This is a genomic window from Rhizobium sp. CC-YZS058, from assembly GCF_034720595.1.
Taxonomy (GTDB): domain Bacteria; phylum Pseudomonadota; class Alphaproteobacteria; order Rhizobiales; family Rhizobiaceae; genus Ferranicluibacter.
In genome coordinates this window covers 810548-826356 of record NZ_JAYESJ010000001.1, presented here as the reverse complement: position 1 = coordinate 826356, position 15809 = coordinate 810548, and the positions used below count along the sequence as shown (strand labels likewise).

Sequence of the window (15809 nt, the reverse complement as noted above, 5' to 3'; positions counted from 1 at the left end):
CTCCTCAGGGACGGAAAGCAAGCTCGGCGGCGCGATCCGCAATCAGGGCGTCGAGCGTGGACAGAAGGTCGTGCGGCGCGGCGAGCGTGGTGCCGGCCGGAAAGGCGAGATCGCCGCGGTGCGGCTCGGGCCAGCCGATCACGGCCATGCCGGCTGCAAGGCCGGCTGCCGCGCCGGGTAAGCTGTCCTCCACCACCGCGCAATGCGCGGGGTCGACCCCGAGCAGATAGGCGGCGCGCAGATAGGGTTCGGCATGGGGCTTGCCGTCGCGCACGTCGTTGCGCGACACGGTGATGAGACCCGGCCGGGCAAGGCCGACTGCTGCGAGACTGGCATCCATCAGCATGCGGTCGGAATTGGACACGATCGCGAAGGCAATCCCTTGCCGCTCCAGCCCCTGCAGCACCGCCGCAGCACCCGGCCGCAGGCGCAGGCTGGACGCGGTTTTGAGAAACGCGGCGTATTTGGCGGCCACATAATCGTCGAAGGAGAGCGCCAGACCGGCGCGCTCGACCAGCAGGGCGTGGCAATCGAAGCCGGACATGCCGGTCATCAGCCCGCCGATTTCGGGTGGCGCAACGCAGCCAACCGCCTTCAGCACCGTGTCGGTGGCCTCAGAATGCATAGGCTCGCTGTCGATCAGCGTGCCATCCATGTCGAAGAGAACGGCAGCAAGCGTCATTGCGGCAGCCGGTCCAGATCGTCGTAGAGCGCCTGGGCGTGGTGGTAGAGCTTTTCGAACAGCACCTGCATCGGCTGGTAGACCGCCTGCCAGGCCGGATCGGGCCGGATCTCGCGGTCATAGTGGACGAGGGCTTCGGCCGCCTGCTCCACGCTGGCAAACCGGCCGGTGGCCGTGGCGGCCATGATGGCGCAGCCGACCAGGCCGCATTCCGGTTCGCGCGGGACGAGAATCGGCAGGCCGTAGACGCTGGCCTTGATCTTCATCCACAGCTCCGTCTTGGCGCCGCCGCCCGAGGCGACGATCCGCGTCAGCGGTGCGCCGGAAATGGCGTTGAGGCTGTTGATATGGCGCTTGGTGGCGAAGGCGACGCCTTCCAGCACCGCGCGGTGGAGGTGCGCCAGGCCATGGGCAGCGCCGATGCCGAAGAACTGGGCGCGGGCATTGCGATGGGCGCCGAGCCGCTCGCCGGTGAGATAGGGCATGAAGAACAGCCGCTCGGCACCCGGCGGCGCTTCCGCCGCCTTGGCGACGATCTCTTCATAACTCGCCTGTTTGTCGTGAAAGGCGCGGCGGGCCCAGCGCATGGCGTCGCCACCCGATTCGAGCAGCATGAAGGCACCCCATTGACCTTCCACCGTGCCGACATTGCAGACGGACGGGTCGAGAAGCGGCGTCCGGGCGATTGCGGTGATGATAGCGGAGGTTCCCATAACCTCGGAGCCGATACCGGGCCGGCAGACGCCGGAGCCGAGCAGCGCGACCGGATAATCGGCGCCGCCGACCAGAACCGGCGTCCCCGCCATGAGCCCGGTTTCGCCGGCCGCCACGTCCGTCACGGTGCCGAGATGCTCGACCGGGTTGCGAAGCGGGGCAAGCTTGGCGCGGTCGAGGCCAAGCCGATCGAGCATGCGCTCGGACCATTCGCCCGTTGCGGGATCCATCATGAAGCTCGCGCCGCCATCCGTGCGGTCCATAGCGATCTCGCCCGTCAGCCGGAGATTGATGTAATCCTTCGGCATCAAGACGGCGGCCGTGCGGGACCAGGCGGGCGCGTCGTTGTCACGCAGCCACTGCAGCTTGAAGCCCGGCCAGGCGGGCGCGGCGGGGTTGGCGCAATCGGCAAGGTAGGTCTGCGGTGCATGCGCCGCCTCGAAGGCGGTGACATAGTCGACCGTGCGCTTGTCGTTCCACAGCGGCGCGGTCTCGCGCGTCAGCCGGCCATCGGCATCGACGAGCACCGTGCCGTGCATCTGGCCGCAGGCCGCCACAGCGGCAATGCGCGCCCGCGCGCCCTCATGGTCAGCCAGCACCGCGCGGATCGCCGCACAAACGCCGGTCCACCAATCCTGCGGACGTTGCTCGGACCAGCCGAAGCGCGGCACGATCTGCTCATGCTCACGCGCGGCGACGGAGAGGATGCGGCCATCGGCCGCCATGAGCGCGGCACGGACGCTGCCAGTGCCGACATCGATGGCGAGGAAGAGATCATCAGTCATGAATGCGACATAGCCCGGCGGCAGGAGAAGCGATAGCGGCTACTTACGGAACCAGTTCGAGGCATATTGCAGCAGCATGGCGCCGATGATGATGCAGCCCATGAACACCTGCTGGTGATAGCCAGGCACGCGGGCAAGGTTCATCATATTGGCGATGATGCCGAGCACGAGCACGCCGATGAAGGTGTTGAAGACGCCGCCGCGCCCGCCCATCAGGCTCGCCCCGCCGATGACGACGGCGGCGATGGCATCCAGCTCTGCGCCGACGCCGATATTGGCCGAGCCGATGCCGGTGCGGCTGGTGGAGACGATGCCGGCAGCGGCGGCCAGCACGCCGGAAATGACATAGACCGCCGTGGTATAGAAGGCGACGGGGATGCCCGACAGGCGCACCGCCTCGACATTGGAGCCGATCGCCTTCACCAGCCGGCCGAAGCGCGTATAGTTGAGGACGATGCCGGCGACGAGGAAGACGACCGCCATCAGCACGACCGGATAGGGAATGCCGGCGATCGACCCTGCGCCGAAGGCGGTGACCCAGGCGCCTGCATCGCCCATCTGGATCGGCTGGCCGGTGGAAACGATGAGCGAAAGCCCGCGCGCCACCGTCATCATGGCAAGCGTCGTGACGAAGGGCGGCAGCTTGAGGAAGGCCACGAGCACGCCCGAGGCCAGCCCGCAGGCTGCGCCGGCGAGCAGCGCGCCGGCCACCGAGACGCCGGTACCGAACTGCTGGATGAGAATAGCGGACAGCACGCTGCCGAGCGCGGCGATGGAGCCGACCGACAGGTCAATGCCGCGCGTCAGGATGACGAAGAGCATGCCGATCGCCATCAGGCTGGTGCCGGCGCTCTGGCGCAGCACGTTGATGATGTTGCGCTCGGTCAGGAACACGTTCGACATGGAGGTGGCGACGATCAGCAGCGCGATCAGGATCGCCACCGTGCCATAGCGGTGGAGCAGCGTGCTGATGTTCAGCGAGCGCGGACGGGCGGCTTCGGTCAGGTCTGTCACGTGTTTCACCCACTCAGTTGGCGGCTGCGGCTTCGGTCAGGGGATCGGCCTGGACCATGGCGAGCTTCAGCAGTTTTTCTTCGGTATAATCGGCCGGCTCGAGCGCGCCGGTCAGCTCGCCCTCGCGCATGACCAGGATGCGGTCGCACAGGCCGAACAGTTCGAGATGTTCGGAGGAGATGACGAGGACGGCTCGGCCCTCGGCGGCCAGGGACTTGATCAACGAATAGATCTCGGTCTTGGCGCCGACATCGACGCCGCGCGTCGGCTCGTCGAAGATCATCAGCTCGCCATCGGCATGGAACCACTTGGCAAGCACCACTTTCTGCTGATTGCCGCCCGACAGGCTGCTAGCCGGATCGTTGAGGCTGCCGGCCTTGATGCGCAGCCGGCCGGCCAGGGCCTCCACCGCGTCCCGCTCGGCGGCATGGCGCATGAAGCCGAAGGCGTTGACGAGGGGCGCGAGCTTGGACATGGTCGCGTTGACGCGGATCGGGAAATCGAGAACGAGGCCCTGCTCCTTGCGGCTTTCCGGCACCAGGCCGATGCCGGCGCGTACCGCATCGCGCGGGCTGGAAATCTGCTTCTCCTCGCCCTTGATGAAGATGCGGCCGGACTGCGCCTTCTCGGCCCCGAAGATCATTCGCACCAGCTCCGTACGCCCCGCACCGACCAGGCCGCCGAGCCCGACGATCTCGCCGGCCCGCACGCTGAGCGAGGCGCTGCGGATGCGCAGTCCGTCGGACAGGTTCTCGATGCGCAGCACCTCGGCACCCGGCTCCCGCGCGACATCCTCGCCGAACAGGGCTTTGAGTGGCCGCCCGACCATCATGCGGATCACGTCGTCGATGCTGACATCGCTGCGCTCGACGGTGATGACGGAAGCACCATCCTTCATCACCGTGATTCGATCCGCGATGCGGAACACCTCGTCGAGGCGGTGCGAAATATAGATGACGCCGACGCCTCGCTCCTTCAGCGTGCGGATGATGCCGAGCAGGCGCTCCGCATCCCGCATGGACAGCACGGCGGTCGGCTCGTCGAAGACCATGACGCCGGCATTGCGCGACAGCGCCTTGGCGATCTCCACCACCTGCTGATGGGCAACGGAAAGATCGCCGACGATGGCAGAGGGAGAAATGTCGAAGCCGAGGCTGGCGATGAGTGTCTTCGCCCGGCGGCGCAGCTCGCGCCAGGAGATCGCGGCAGGAAGCTCGGCGAGAAAGATGTTTTCAGCAACGGTCAGATCGGTCGCGAGCGCCATTTCCTGGTGGATGATGGCAATGCCCTTGTCGAGCGCATCGACGGGGCTGCGGAACTGCTCCTTGGTGCCGCGCACGCTGACGCTGCCGGCCTCGGGCACATATTCGCCGCCGAGCACGCGCATCAGCGTCGACTTGCCGGCGCCGTTTTCGCCGAGCAGCGCATGCACCTCGCCGGCGCGCAGCGCAAAATCCACGCCCCGCAGCGCATGCACGCCGCCGAAGGATTTGCGGATACCGCTCAGTTCTACCAGATGGTTCATGGTCACTTCCGAAGGGGTCGGGTCGACGGCGCAGCCTGCAGGCAGGCTTCGTCAGGCGCCGGGATAGGGCGGGAAGCGGCCGGCGCAGGGCGCCGACCGTTCCGGGGAGGATCGGGTCTTAGAACACCGCGTCCTTCTTGTAGTACTGCTCGACATTGTCCTTGGTGATGGCGACGGGGGTCGTGTAGGTCACCTTGGAGATCTGGCCTTCCATCTGGCCGTCCAGCATCTTCTTGGCCATGTCGACCGCCGTGGCGGCAACCAGCGCCGGATCGTTCAGCCCGGTCGCACCGTACTTGCCGGCCTGGATCTGCTGCAGCGCTTCCTTCTGGCCATCGGCGGCCGCCAGGAACAGCACGCCCTCCGAACGGCCGGCCTGCTCCAACGCTTTCTGGGCGCCGAGCACCATGGAGTCGTTCTCGCCGAGAACGACATTGATATCCGGGTTGGCGGTCAGCAGGTCTTCCATGGCCTTCAGGCCACCCTCGTTGCCCCAGGCACCCCAGCCCTGGCCAACGACTTCGAAACGGGCACGTCCTTCGTTGCGCAGCTGGCCTTCGAGAAGACCGGCGAGCACGCCGAGGCGGCGCTCCTGGCCGACTTCGTTGCCCTTGTCGCCGGAGATCAGGGCGATCTTCAGGTCCTTGCCCTTGGTGGAATCGGCCAGCCACTGGCCGACCAGAAGGCCGTTCTGCGAATTGGAGGACTGGACGAGCGTGACGAAGTTCGCCTGCGGGTCGAGCGTGGAGTCGATCACGAAGACCTTGACGCCGGCGGCGGTGGCCGCGTTGACGGCCGGAACGAGGCCCTTGCTGTCGCGCGGATTGATGATCAGCGCGCCGATGCCCTGGGCCACCATGTCTTCCACGTCGGCAACCTGCTTGTTCAGGTCATTCTGCGCATCGACGGAGATGACCTCGCAGCCGAGCTCCTCGGCATGCTTCTTTGCCGAAACCTCCTGCGCGGCGAAATAGGGCGCGTCGAGCGTCTTCATCGAAATGCCGATCTTGCAATCGGCGGCCTGGGCAGCGGTCATCGCAACGAGCGATACGGCCGCACCCAAGGCCAGCTTCAGGGCAGTCATCTTCAGGCGGTTCATTCGTTTTCTCCTCCACGAAAGCGCAACAACGCAAGCCAGGTCCGCTTGGTTGATATGTAGCGTAATTACGTATTTTTTTATCGTCAACATAATTTTTAGCCGCTTCTTCCGGTTATTGCGATGCATCATGCCGAAATTTTCATCTTGCACGTGGCTTCCGTTCAAATTATGTAATTTCACTACCAAACGGAGGAAGCGTGCATGCTGAGAGAACCGGTAGCGAACCTGGTCGACCCGAAAGCCGGCGGAATGAGCGGACATACGGGCCGCTATGAAAAGCGGCTCAGCGATCTCAAGGGGCTCTATGCCGACGAGGCAGCTCATTCCGCCCTCCTGACCGAGCGGGGCGATGTGGTGGTCTACGATGTCGAGGACTTCAAGCCGGGCGCCGATGCGGGCGACCTCATTTATGGCGTCACGCGCATGAGCCCTGGACGGATCGGGCGCGAATTCTTCCTGACGCGCGGCCATATCCATGCGCGCGCCGACCGGCCGGAGATCTATTACGGCCAGCAGGGCCGCGGCCTGATGCAGCTCGAATCGCCCGAGGGCGAAACCCGCATCGTCGAGATCGGCCCGCAGGCGATCTGCTATGTGCCGCCCTACTGGATCCACCGCTCGATCAATGTCGGCGAGGAGGATCTGGTCATGGTCTTCGCCTATCCGGCCGATAGCGGCCAGGATTACGGCATCATCGAACAATCGAACGGCATGCGCCACCGGGTGATGGCTGGCGCCCAAGGATGGGAACTCGTCGAGAACCCTGCCTACCGCCCGCGCTCTGCAGCGACGGTCGAGAGCCTCCTTCGCCCATCCGCCTGATAGCCCTGCCCGCCAACGACAGCCTGACTGATCGAGAAAAGGACCCGTGATGACCAACCCCATCGACCTGATTGCCGGACTGGGCGTCGTGCCCGTCATTGCCATCGAACGCGTCGACGATGCCGTGCCGCTGGCCGATGCCCTGCTCGAGGGCGGGTTGCCGGTGGCGGAGATTACCTTCCGCACCCCGGCAGCCGCCGACGTTCTGGCCGCAATCCGCGATGCGCGGCCGGAATTGTGCATCGGCGCCGGCACCGTGCTCGATCAGGACAATCTCTCCCGCGCTATTGGCTCCGGCGCCCGCTTCGGGCTCGCACCCGGCTTCGATCCGGCGATCGTCGATGCGGCCAAGGCCGTCGACCTGCCCTTCTGCCCCGGCATCATGACGCCGAGCGACCTGACGCAGGCCGCCGCAAAGGGCGTGAAGCTTGCCAAATTCTTCCCCGCGGGCCTTGCCGGAGGGCCGAAGGCGCTGGCCGGTATTTCCGCGCCCTTCGCCCATCTCGGCATCCGCTTCATTCCGACCGGCGGCGTCACCGAATCGACGATCGGCGACTGGCTGGCGCTGAAGGCCGTGGTGGCCGTCGGCGGCACCTGGATCGCCAAGACCGAGGACATCCGCGAGGGCCGCTTTGCCGAGATCGCCCGCAACGCCGCCTCCGCAGTGAAGACGGCACGCCAGGCTCTGGAGGCACGCGCGTGAGCCGCTTTCAACCCGCCACCCGCCCGACGCTCTATTTCATCGGCGTCACCACCGGCAAAAGCTCGATCATGAAGGTGTTTCCCGCCTGGGCGGAGTTTCTCGGCCTCAAGGATGCGGAGATCAAGGGCATCGACTTCGCGCTGCATGACGATCCCGCCGCCTATCGGGAGGCCGTCGAGTTCATTCGGGACGACGCGCTGTCCATGGGCGCGCTCGTCACCACCCATAAGATCGACCTGTTCCATGCCTGCCGCGATCTCTTCGACGTGGTCGATCCGCATGCGCGGCTGATGGACGAGACAAGCTGCATTTCCAAGCGCGACGGCACACTCATCTGCCACGCCAAGGACCCGATTTCCTCCGGGCTCGCCATCGATGGCTTTTTGGGCGACGGTTACTTCGAGCGAACCGGCGCCGATCTCTTCTCCATGGGTGCCGGCGGCTCCACCATCGCCATCACCTGGCATCTGATGCGCCGCAGCCGGGGTGCCGATGTGCCCGGTCGGATCGTCGTCTCGAACCGCAGCCAGCACCGGCTGGACGAGATCCGCCGCATCCATGCCGAAATCGACAGTGCCGTGCCCGTCGACTACGTGCTCGCGCCCAACGCCGAGGACAATGACGCCGTTCTGGCAGGTCTCAAGCCCGGTTCTCTGGTGATCAATGCCACGGGCCTCGGCAAGGATGCGCCGGGCTCGCCGCTGTCGAACGCCGCCATCTTTCCAGAGCGGGCGGTGGCCTGGGATCTCAATTACCGCGGCGATCTCATCTTCCTCGATCAGGCGCGCCGCCAGGAGGCGGAGCGGGCGCTGCAGGTGGAAGATGGCTGGACCTATTTCCTGCATGGCTGGACGCAGGTGATCGCCGAGGTCTTCAACGTCGCCATTCCGACCTCCGGTCCCTCCTTCGACCGCATATCCGACATCGCCAAGACGGCAGCCGGGAGATAGGCCATGAACCAGCGGATTCTCGTGACCCCCCGCTCGCTGACCGCCGAGCCGCATCCGGACGTGGAGCGGCTGCGCGAGCAGGGCTTCGACATCGTCTACAGCACGGCCGGCGCCATGCCGACGGAGGAGGAACTCTTGCGCCTCGTGCCGGACTGCGTCGGCTGGCTGGCCGGCGTCGAGCCGGTGACGCCGCGCATCGTCGAGGCTGCCGAACAGCTGAAGGTCATCAGCCGGAACGGCGTCGGCATCGACAACCTGCCGGTCGACCTCTTGAAGGCGCGCGGCGTTGCGATCCGCATTGCCGAGGGTGCGAATGCGCTCGGCGTGGCGGAGCTGACCATCGGGCTCATGTTCAGCGCGCTCCGCTCCATCCCGCGCGTCGATGCCGGCATCAAGACCGGCGGCTGGCCTCGCCTGCGCGGCGCGGAGATCCGGGGGCGAACCGTCGGCGTGGTCGGCTGCGGCGCGATCGGGCGCGAAGTGGCGCGCATGGTCATCGCGCTCGGGGCGCAGGTCGTGGCCTTCGATCCGGCGCGGCCCAATCTCGACCTGCCGTCCAGCGCCTTCCGCTATGCCGAGATCGACGAGATCCTCGCGGACAGCGATCTCGTGACGCTGCACTGCCCCCTGCCCCGCGACGGCTCGACGCTGATCGACCGGCGGCGGATCCAGGCTGTGCGGCCGGGGCAGATCCTCATCAACACCGCGCGCGCCCTGCTGGTGGACGAGGAGGCGCTGATCGAGGCGCTCGACAGCGGTCGGATGACCGCCTATGCGACCGACGTCTTCGACCAGGAGCCGCCGACCTCGCTGACGCTGGCGTCGCATCCGCGCGTGATTGCCACCAGCCACATTGGCGGCTTCACCGCCGAAAGCGTCGATCGCGCCACCCGCATCGCCGCCCTGAACCTCGTTTCGGCCTTGGATCCGGTGTCCTGATGGCCGGCCGGCTGACGGAAACGCTCCTCGACACGCCGCTGGCGGAAGCCCTGGCCGGCCCGCCGGCGGCCACTTTCTCTCTCGCCTGGCTTGGCCAGGCCGGCTTCGTGATCGAGCTTGCCGGCCGGCGGCTGGTCATCGATCCCTACCTTTCGGACAGTCTGGCCGTAAAATATCGCGGCACCGCCCGTCCGCATCGCCGCATGATGCCGGCGCCGGTCGAGCCTGAGGCGCTCGGCCGGGTGGATGCCGTGCTTTGCACCCACGCCCATACCGACCATATGGATCCCGCAACGCTGCAGCCGCTGCTCTCTGCCAATCCCGGCGCGAATCTCGTCGTGCCGCGCGCCGTTCTCGCCCAGTCCGCCCTGCGCGCCGGTCGGGCGGAAGCGGAGATCACGCCGGTCGATGCGGGAGAAAGCGTCGAGATCCTGCCGGGCATCACGCTGACGGCAACGCGCGCCGCGCACGAGACGCTGGAGGAGGACGAGGCCGGGCGGCATCGGTTCCTCGGCTATGCCCTGCAGGCCGGTCCCATCCGCCTCTGGCATTCCGGCGACTGCGTTCCCTTCGACGGGCTGGTGGCGGAGGTGCGGGCGCTGGCGCCGGATCTCGTGCTGTTGCCGGTCAACGGACGTCGGCCGGAACTTTCCGACAATGGTGTGCCCGGCAATTTCTCGCTGACAGAAGCGATCGATCTCGCCCAAGCGGTCGGTGCAACATCGATGATCGCCCATCATTATGGGCTCTTCGATTTCAACACGGCCGATCCGCGCGAGATCGATGAGAGGATCGGCACCTGCGGCGCACTGCAGCTGCTGCGCGCGCGCACCGGCCGCCTTTATGGCTGGACGCTTTCGTGAGGCGCGTGCGTGATGTAGAGCTGAAAGGGCTGCCGCTCGGCCGGAGCGGGACGTGAAAGGCAAGCACATGGACACGGATCTGCGCTCCAGCACGGGCCGCAATATCATAGAGATCATCCGGACCATGCGGCCGGAGCTGCGCAAATCCGACCGGAAGGTCGCCGATGTCGTGCTGGCCGATCCTCGTCGGATCATGAGCGCGACGGTCGGCGAAACGGCACAGCTTGCCGAAGTCAGCCAGCCGACCGTGCTGCGCTTTGCCACCGCGATCGGCTGCAACGGCTTCCAGGACTTCAAGATCCGTCTCGCCCAGAGCCTGGCCTTCGGCACGCCCGCCACCCATTCGGTGCTGCTGGATACGGACGACCCGGAGACGGTGGCGGAGAAGATCTTCGACTATACGATGACGAGCCTCGACTGGGCGCGCTCGCGGCTCGACAAGGCGGCGCTGCACAAGGCGATCGACCGGCTGGCCGAGGCGCGCGCCATTGTCTTCTTCGGCTTCGGCGCCTCCGGCATCGTCGCCCGCGATGCGCAGCAGAAATTCCCGCTCTTCGGCGTGCCCTGCGTGGCCGAGCTCGACAGCCACCAGCAGCTGATGGTGGCCTCGATGATGAAGCCCGGCGAGGTCGCCTTCATCATCTCCAACACCGGCACCACCCGCTCGATCATCGAGATCGCCCGCATCGCGCGCGAAAACGGCGCAGTCGTCATCGGCCTGACCGGCTCGGACTCGCCGCTCGTCACCTATTGCGACGTGGCACTGATCGTCGAGACCCTGGAAAACACCAATATGTACACGCCGACCATCTCGCGCATTGCGGCTCTGGTCGTCATCGATATTCTCTCCACCAGTGTCGCCATGCGCCGCCCGGCCGAGGACCAGGCGCGGATCCATCAGATGAAGCGGCAGCTTTCCGACATGCGCCGCATGCAGCCTCTCTAGGGCTCCGCATCCTCACCGCCTGCTGCCGGCGCCACCCCGCGCGTCTTGGCACGCGCCACTGAAAATGCTGAAGAAATCGTAAAGGGCCGCGGCTCAGGTCTGGCGATGGTCAAGCACGGCTGACAGGCTAAGCGTCAGCTAATTTTAACGTAATATTTCAATAACGCACTCAATAAGAGAGGCGAAGCGGATCTGGCACGTGCGCGTTGCTGCTTTGGCCCCGGATAGCGGGTTCCGAGCAGGCACAGCCGTTGCCTCCGCCGGCGCGGACAGATGTTCCGCGAGACCACCGAGACCCGTGACCACAGAGGAGTGGCGCATGAAACATCTTTCCATCGTCGGCAAATTCTTCACCATCATGGCCATGTTCGCGCTGTTTGCGCTGGGCAGCACCCTGTATCTCGCACGCCAGACGTCCGTCATGGACGGCGACTATAACAGGCTGATCAATGGCGAGCAGAAGGCGGCGGTCTACCTCGCGCGCTCCAACCGAAGCCTGCAGGTGATGCGCTCGGAAGTCGCCGAAATGCTGATCGCCCGCTCCGCGGAGGACATCGCCTTTGCGGACAAGGAACTGAAGACCGCCCGCGAGGCCTTCATCGCCTATATGGACAAGGCGATCGAGGCTCTGCCGGGCAACGCCGACGTCGCGACGCTGAAGACGCAGGGCCTGGCCGCCATCGACACCACCTGCGCGCCGACCATTGCGGCAGCGCGTCTTGTCCAATCCCCGGACGGGGCTGCGGCCGCCCAGGGCATGTATCTCAAGGATTGCCAACCGGCCTTTCTGACCCTCTCGCCGCACTTCACGAAGGTCACCAGCACGATGATCGAGCACGCGGAACAGGCGGGGTCCGCCCTGTCGGATCAGGCGCATGGGGCGATTTATACCTCGATCGCGGTTGTCATGGTCGGCCTTCTCGTGGTGCTCGGCGCCGGCTTTCTGGCCGTTCGCGCCTGGCTGGTTCGCCCGATCGACGCCCTGTCGAAGACCATGGACCAGCTGGCGAACGGTCAGCTGCAGACGGTGGTGGACGGCACCGACCGGCGCGACGAGATCGGCGGCATGGCCAAGGCTGTGCAGATTTTCAAGGACAACGGCCTGCGCAACCGCCAGCTGGAACAAGAAGCGGACAGCAACCGGACCGCAAGCGAAGCCGAGCGCGCCCGCAGCCTGGCCGAGGATCGCCGCCGCGCCGACGAGATGCGCCAGGCAAGCGAGAGCCTGGCCGATGGCCTCAGCCACCTGGCCCAGGGCGACCTCACCTTCCGTCTCGACAAGGCCTTCGCCGCCGACTTCGAAGGCCTGCGCGCCGATTTCAACGCAGCAGTTTCGCAGCTTGCCGAAAGCATGCAGGCCGTGGCCTCGGCAACCGGGACGATCGACAGCGGTGCCCGCGAGATCAGCCACAGCGCAGAGGATCTCTCCAAGCGCACTGAGCAGCAGGCGGCCTCGCTGGAGGAAACCGCCGCCGCGCTCGATGAGATCACCGCCAATGTCTCCAACTCCTCCAAACGCGCCGAAGAAGCCCGCGCGGTGGCGATCGAGGCCAATGACAGCGCCCGCAAGTCCGGTGCCGTGGTGGCCGATGCGGTGGATGCCATGAGCAAGATCGAGCAATCCTCCAACCAGATCTCCTCGATCATCGGCGTGATCGACGAGATCGCCTTCCAGACCAACCTGCTGGCGCTCAACGCCGGCGTGGAAGCGGCGCGGGCAGGCGAAGCCGGCAAGGGCTTTGCGGTCGTGGCCCAGGAGGTGCGCGAGCTTGCCCAGCGCTCCGCCCAGGCCGCCAAGGAGATCAAGGACCTGATCCGCAATTCCTCCGGAGAGGTGCAGAACGGCGTCAAGCTCGTCAGCCAGACCGGCGAGGCGCTCAAGACCATCGAAGCGCTGGTCATCACCATCAACCAGCATGTCGAGGCGATCACCACCTCGGCGCGCGAGCAATCCGTCGGCCTGTCGGAGGTCAACACCGCCGTCAACCAGATGGACCAAGTGACCCAGCAGAACGCAGCCATGGTGGAGGAATCGACCGCCGCAAGCGCGACCCTTGCCGTGGAAGTCGATCGCCTGCGCGAGATCGTCTCCGGCTTCCGCCTTGGCCAGACCACATCACGGCCCGCAGCCTCGCGTCCCACCACACGACCGACAGGCGAGCGCGCACCGAGCGAACGTGTCTTGCCCAAGAAGCCGCTCTTGAGAGTGGCAGGTGGCGGCGCCGCATCGGCGGCGGTGGAAAGCTGGGAGGAATTCTAGGCGCAGGTCGGCCGGTCCGGCGGGCGTAAGGGGCATCGCTCTTCTTACGCTCCAAAGGGTCCGGCCGCCCCGCCAACGCCGAGACCGGCAGGCCGCGGGGAAGCGATCAGGAGGCGCCGACTCAAACCGGTTTGGTTCTCTCGGTCGAGGAAAGGGCCGTGCGCTCGGCGCCGGCCCTGACCACCTCTGCGCAGAGCGGGTAGATCGTTCGAATTTTCGCGAAAAAGTTGTCAAAATCAGAGGGTTGCCGTCAGATTTTCTTCTGCGTCCCGGCGATTTCGGTGGACCGGAACGGCACATCGTTTTATTCTTCATGCCTTGATGTGCAGATGTGCAAGAACCCCTTGCCATACGCTGGGTCGATCCGATGGCAGGCCTTTCCCTCGCAGGTACCGACTGGGTTCCCCCGCCGTCGAAATTTGCCTTGTTCTCGCCGGAGCGGACGCAGCTCGAGCAGCTGAACGCCATGAGTTTCCTGAGCGTCGCCTTCCGCTCGATCAAGAAGGACCCGTTTCTCCTCGATATCAAGGGCGTGCATGGCGGGGCGATCACGCAATGGGACACGACCGCGCCCCATGGCTTCGTCACCAAGCCCAAGCTGGCGCTCGACAAGATCACCATCCGCTTCGTGACCGAAGGCTCCATGGTGCGGCGGAATTCCCATTCGGATTTCATCGGCGCACCCGGCAAGGCCATGTTCGTCGCCTTCGATGAAATGGTGACGGAAGAGGCCTCGCCTGGCTTCTCGGCTTTCGCAGGCACCGTGGACCGCGAGGCGCTGCTTGCCTGCCATCTGGCGCTGGAGGGCAAGGATGAGCTGCCTTTTCCCCAGTTTCAGCCTGTCGTGGATGTGGAAGGCCCGGCCATGCGCGCCTTCCGGCACAATTTCCGCCTGCTCTATCTGCGGCGGCGAGAGGGGATCGATGCCGGCGACATGACGGCGAGCCTGCTGGAGGAAATGATCCTCTACCAGTTCCTCGCAAGCTGGCCCAAGGTGAGCGGCGACAGCCATACCGGCACCGCGCTCCGCCCCTCCTGGCCGGTTCGCCGCGCGATGGACTATATCGAGGCGCAGTTGCAATCGCGCCTGACCGTTGCCGAGATCGCCGCCATCGCTCATACGGGCGTCCGCTCCCTGCAGCTTGCCTTTCGCCGCGAGCTCGGCAAGACGCCGGTTCAGTGGATCATCGAACGCCGGCTTGCGCGGGTGCGCGCCGACCTGCTGCGCGCCGATCACGACGACGCCTCGATCGCCGCCATCGCCAGCCGCTGGGGCTTCCCCCACTTCGGCGACTTCACCCGCCGCTACCGCACCCTCTATGGCGAAACTGCCCTGCAGACACGGAAGCGGCGGGACTGAATAAGATCGGCGCGATTGCGCTCTCCGAGGCGAGAGACGCTAAAGGAAGTCGGCACGGTGCGGGGTGAAGCAATCCACCAGCCGCCCCTTTTCCAACGCCTTGACCCCGTGCTTCAGTCCGGAGGGCACGATGAAGCTGTCGCCGGCGGTCAGCCGTTCGGTCCGGCCGTCGATGGTGACATCGAAGGTTCCCTCCGCGACATAGCTCGATTGCACATGCGGGTGATGATGGATCCAGCCCTCACCGCCTTCCTCGAAGGCGAACTCGACCATCATCAGTTCCTCGGTATAGCAGACGATCCGCCGGCGATTGCCGTCGGGCGTCTGCTGCCACGTGCCTTCCGAGGCGCGCATGAAAATGTCGGTGCTCTGAACCATGATTACCTCGCCAGCCATCCGCCATCCACCGGCAGGACGGCGCCATGCATGTACCGCGATGCCTCGGACAGGAGAAAGACCGCAGCATCGCCGATATCCCGCGCTTCGCCCCAGCGACCGGCCGGAATCCGGTCGAGAATGGCCCTGCTGCGGTCGGGATCATTGCGCAGCGCTTCCGTATTGTTGGTCTCGATATAGCCCGGCGCGATCACATTGACATTGATGCCCTTGGCCGCCCACTCATTGGCCAGCAGGCGCGTGATGCCGAGCACGCCATGTTTCGAGGCCGTATAGGACGACACGCGGATACCTCCTTGGAAGGAGAGAAGCGAGGCAATGTTGACGATGCGGCCCGCCCGGCCCCTGGCCATGCAGGAGCGGCCATAGGCCTGGCAGAGGAAGAACAGGCTGCGCAGGTTGACATCCATCACCTGGTCCCAGTCCTCCTCCGTGAAGTCTACCGCATCGGCACGTCGGATGATGCCGGCATTGTTGACCAACCCATCGAGCGGGGCCTCCGCCATCATCTCTTCGAGCAGCGCGACCGAGGCTTTGCTGTCGGCAATATCACCCTTGACCGCGACGAAGGTACCCCCCTGCCCCTCCACAAGGCCGGCGGTCTCCTCCATGGAAGAGCGTCCGATGCCGATCACCGTGCCGCCGGCGCGGGCGATGGCGAGGGCGATCCCCTGCCCGATCCCGGTGTTGGCGCCAGTCACCGCAATCCGCTGTCCACGGAGGCTGAAGGCAGAGGGATACGCCGTCTGCG

The 15809-nt window shown here is 65.8% G+C and carries 15 protein-coding genes; 8 read left to right on the top strand and 7 right to left on the bottom strand.

The genetic code is table 11. The features are described 5' to 3' along the window. Positions 1-4: 4 nt before the first annotated feature. The 5 genes from U8330_RS04040 to U8330_RS04020 all read right to left on the bottom strand — a co-directional run bounded on the left by U8330_RS04040 (position 5) and on the right by U8330_RS04020 (position 5804). Positions 5-682, bottom strand: coding sequence for an HAD family phosphatase (locus U8330_RS04040; RefSeq protein WP_323103850.1), 678 nt, complete (start codon positions 680-682; stop codon positions 5-7). Continuing rightward, positions 679-2181: a xylulokinase gene (locus U8330_RS04035; protein WP_323103849.1), complete on the bottom strand. Its 1503-nt coding sequence runs from the start codon at positions 2179-2181 to the stop codon at positions 679-681. Before U8330_RS04035 ends, U8330_RS04040 begins: the two co-directional genes overlap by 4 nt. A gap of 39 nt (positions 2182-2220) precedes the next feature. Further along, entirely contained in the window at positions 2221-3195 is a 975-nt protein-coding gene (locus U8330_RS04030) for an ABC transporter permease (protein WP_416236814.1), read from the bottom strand. Positions 3196-3208: 13 nt separating this feature from the next. Further along, positions 3209-4720, bottom strand: a complete 1512-nt coding sequence (locus tag U8330_RS04025; protein ID WP_323103848.1) for a sugar ABC transporter ATP-binding protein — start codon at positions 4718-4720, stop codon at positions 3209-3211. A gap of 118 nt (positions 4721-4838) precedes the next feature. Beyond that, positions 4839-5804, bottom strand: coding sequence for a substrate-binding domain-containing protein (locus U8330_RS04020; RefSeq protein WP_323107151.1), 966 nt, complete (start codon positions 5802-5804; stop codon positions 4839-4841). A gap of 216 nt (positions 5805-6020) precedes the next feature. Here U8330_RS04020 and U8330_RS04015 point away from each other — a divergent pair, with 216 nt between their 5' ends. From U8330_RS04015 to U8330_RS03980, 8 genes are all read left to right on the top strand, one after another. Further along, positions 6021-6641, top strand: coding sequence for a glucose-6-phosphate isomerase (locus U8330_RS04015; RefSeq protein WP_416236813.1), 621 nt, complete (start codon positions 6021-6023; stop codon positions 6639-6641). Between the two features lie 49 nt (positions 6642-6690). Further along, positions 6691-7344: a bifunctional 4-hydroxy-2-oxoglutarate aldolase/2-dehydro-3-deoxy-phosphogluconate aldolase gene (gene eda, locus U8330_RS04010; protein WP_323103847.1), complete on the top strand. Its 654-nt coding sequence runs from the start codon at positions 6691-6693 to the stop codon at positions 7342-7344. Further along, positions 7341-8294 carry a shikimate dehydrogenase gene (locus U8330_RS04005; protein WP_323103846.1) on the top strand — a complete coding sequence of 318 codons (954 nt, stop codon included), beginning with the start codon at positions 7341-7343 and terminating at the stop codon, positions 8292-8294. The genes eda and U8330_RS04005 overlap by 4 nt, the downstream gene beginning before the upstream one ends. 3 nt (positions 8295-8297) lie before the next feature. Continuing rightward, a complete protein-coding gene (locus tag U8330_RS04000; protein ID WP_323103845.1) occupies positions 8298-9233 on the top strand; it encodes a phosphoglycerate dehydrogenase in 936 nt (311 codons plus the stop codon). Beyond that, positions 9233-10096, top strand: a complete 864-nt coding sequence (locus U8330_RS03995) for an MBL fold metallo-hydrolase (RefSeq protein ID WP_323103844.1) — start codon at positions 9233-9235, stop codon at positions 10094-10096. Before U8330_RS04000 ends, U8330_RS03995 begins: the two co-directional genes overlap by 1 nt. 67 nt (positions 10097-10163) lie before the next feature. Further along, positions 10164-11042, top strand: a complete 879-nt coding sequence (locus tag U8330_RS03990) for an SIS domain-containing protein (RefSeq protein WP_323103843.1) — start codon at positions 10164-10166, stop codon at positions 11040-11042. 319 nt (positions 11043-11361) lie between these two features. Beyond that, complete coding sequence (locus U8330_RS03985) at positions 11362-13302, top strand: methyl-accepting chemotaxis protein (protein WP_323103842.1); 1941 nt, start codon at positions 11362-11364, stop codon at positions 13300-13302. A 367-nt stretch (positions 13303-13669) separates the two neighbouring features. Continuing rightward, positions 13670-14662: a helix-turn-helix transcriptional regulator gene (locus tag U8330_RS03980; protein WP_323103841.1), complete on the top strand. Its 993-nt coding sequence runs from the start codon at positions 13670-13672 to the stop codon at positions 14660-14662. Positions 14663-14701: 39 nt separating this feature from the next. Here U8330_RS03980 and U8330_RS03975 read toward each other — a convergent pair whose 3' ends face one another. Continuing rightward, complete coding sequence (locus U8330_RS03975; RefSeq protein ID WP_323103840.1) at positions 14702-15040, bottom strand: cupin domain-containing protein; 339 nt, start codon at positions 15038-15040, stop codon at positions 14702-14704. Positions 15041-15042: 2 nt separating this feature from the next. Then, a complete protein-coding gene (gene kduD, locus U8330_RS03970) occupies positions 15043-15759 on the bottom strand; it encodes a 2-dehydro-3-deoxy-D-gluconate 5-dehydrogenase KduD (protein ID WP_323107149.1) in 717 nt (238 codons plus the stop codon). Positions 15760-15809: the final 50 nt, after the last annotated feature.

Excerpts from the sequence above, each read along its gene's own strand:
- U8330_RS04040 (WP_323103850.1), bottom strand. The coding sequence starts at position 682 with ATGACGCTTGCTGCCGTTCTCTTCGACATGGATGGCACGCTGATCGAC.
- U8330_RS04035 (WP_323103849.1), bottom strand. The coding sequence starts at position 2,181 with ATGACTGATGATCTCTTCCTCGCCATCGATGTCGGCACTGGCAGCGTC.
- U8330_RS04025 (WP_323103848.1), bottom strand. The coding sequence starts at position 4,720 with ATGAACCATCTGGTAGAACTGAGCGGTATCCGCAAATCCTTCGGCGGC.
- U8330_RS04020 (WP_323107151.1), bottom strand. The coding sequence starts at position 5,804 with ATGACTGCCCTGAAGCTGGCCTTGGGTGCGGCCGTATCGCTCGTTGCG.
- U8330_RS04015 (WP_416236813.1), top strand. The coding sequence starts at position 6,021 with ATGCTGAGAGAACCGGTAGCGAACCTGGTCGACCCGAAAGCCGGCGGA.
- eda (WP_323103847.1), top strand. The coding sequence starts at position 6,691 with ATGACCAACCCCATCGACCTGATTGCCGGACTGGGCGTCGTGCCCGTC.
- U8330_RS04000 (WP_323103845.1), top strand. The coding sequence starts at position 8,298 with ATGAACCAGCGGATTCTCGTGACCCCCCGCTCGCTGACCGCCGAGCCG.
- U8330_RS03995 (WP_323103844.1), top strand. The coding sequence starts at position 9,233 with ATGGCCGGCCGGCTGACGGAAACGCTCCTCGACACGCCGCTGGCGGAA.
- U8330_RS03990 (WP_323103843.1), top strand. The coding sequence starts at position 10,164 with ATGGACACGGATCTGCGCTCCAGCACGGGCCGCAATATCATAGAGATC.
- U8330_RS03985 (WP_323103842.1), top strand. The coding sequence starts at position 11,362 with ATGAAACATCTTTCCATCGTCGGCAAATTCTTCACCATCATGGCCATG.
- U8330_RS03980 (WP_323103841.1), top strand. The coding sequence starts at position 13,670 with ATGGCAGGCCTTTCCCTCGCAGGTACCGACTGGGTTCCCCCGCCGTCG.
- U8330_RS03975 (WP_323103840.1), bottom strand. The coding sequence starts at position 15,040 with ATGGTTCAGAGCACCGACATTTTCATGCGCGCCTCGGAAGGCACGTGG.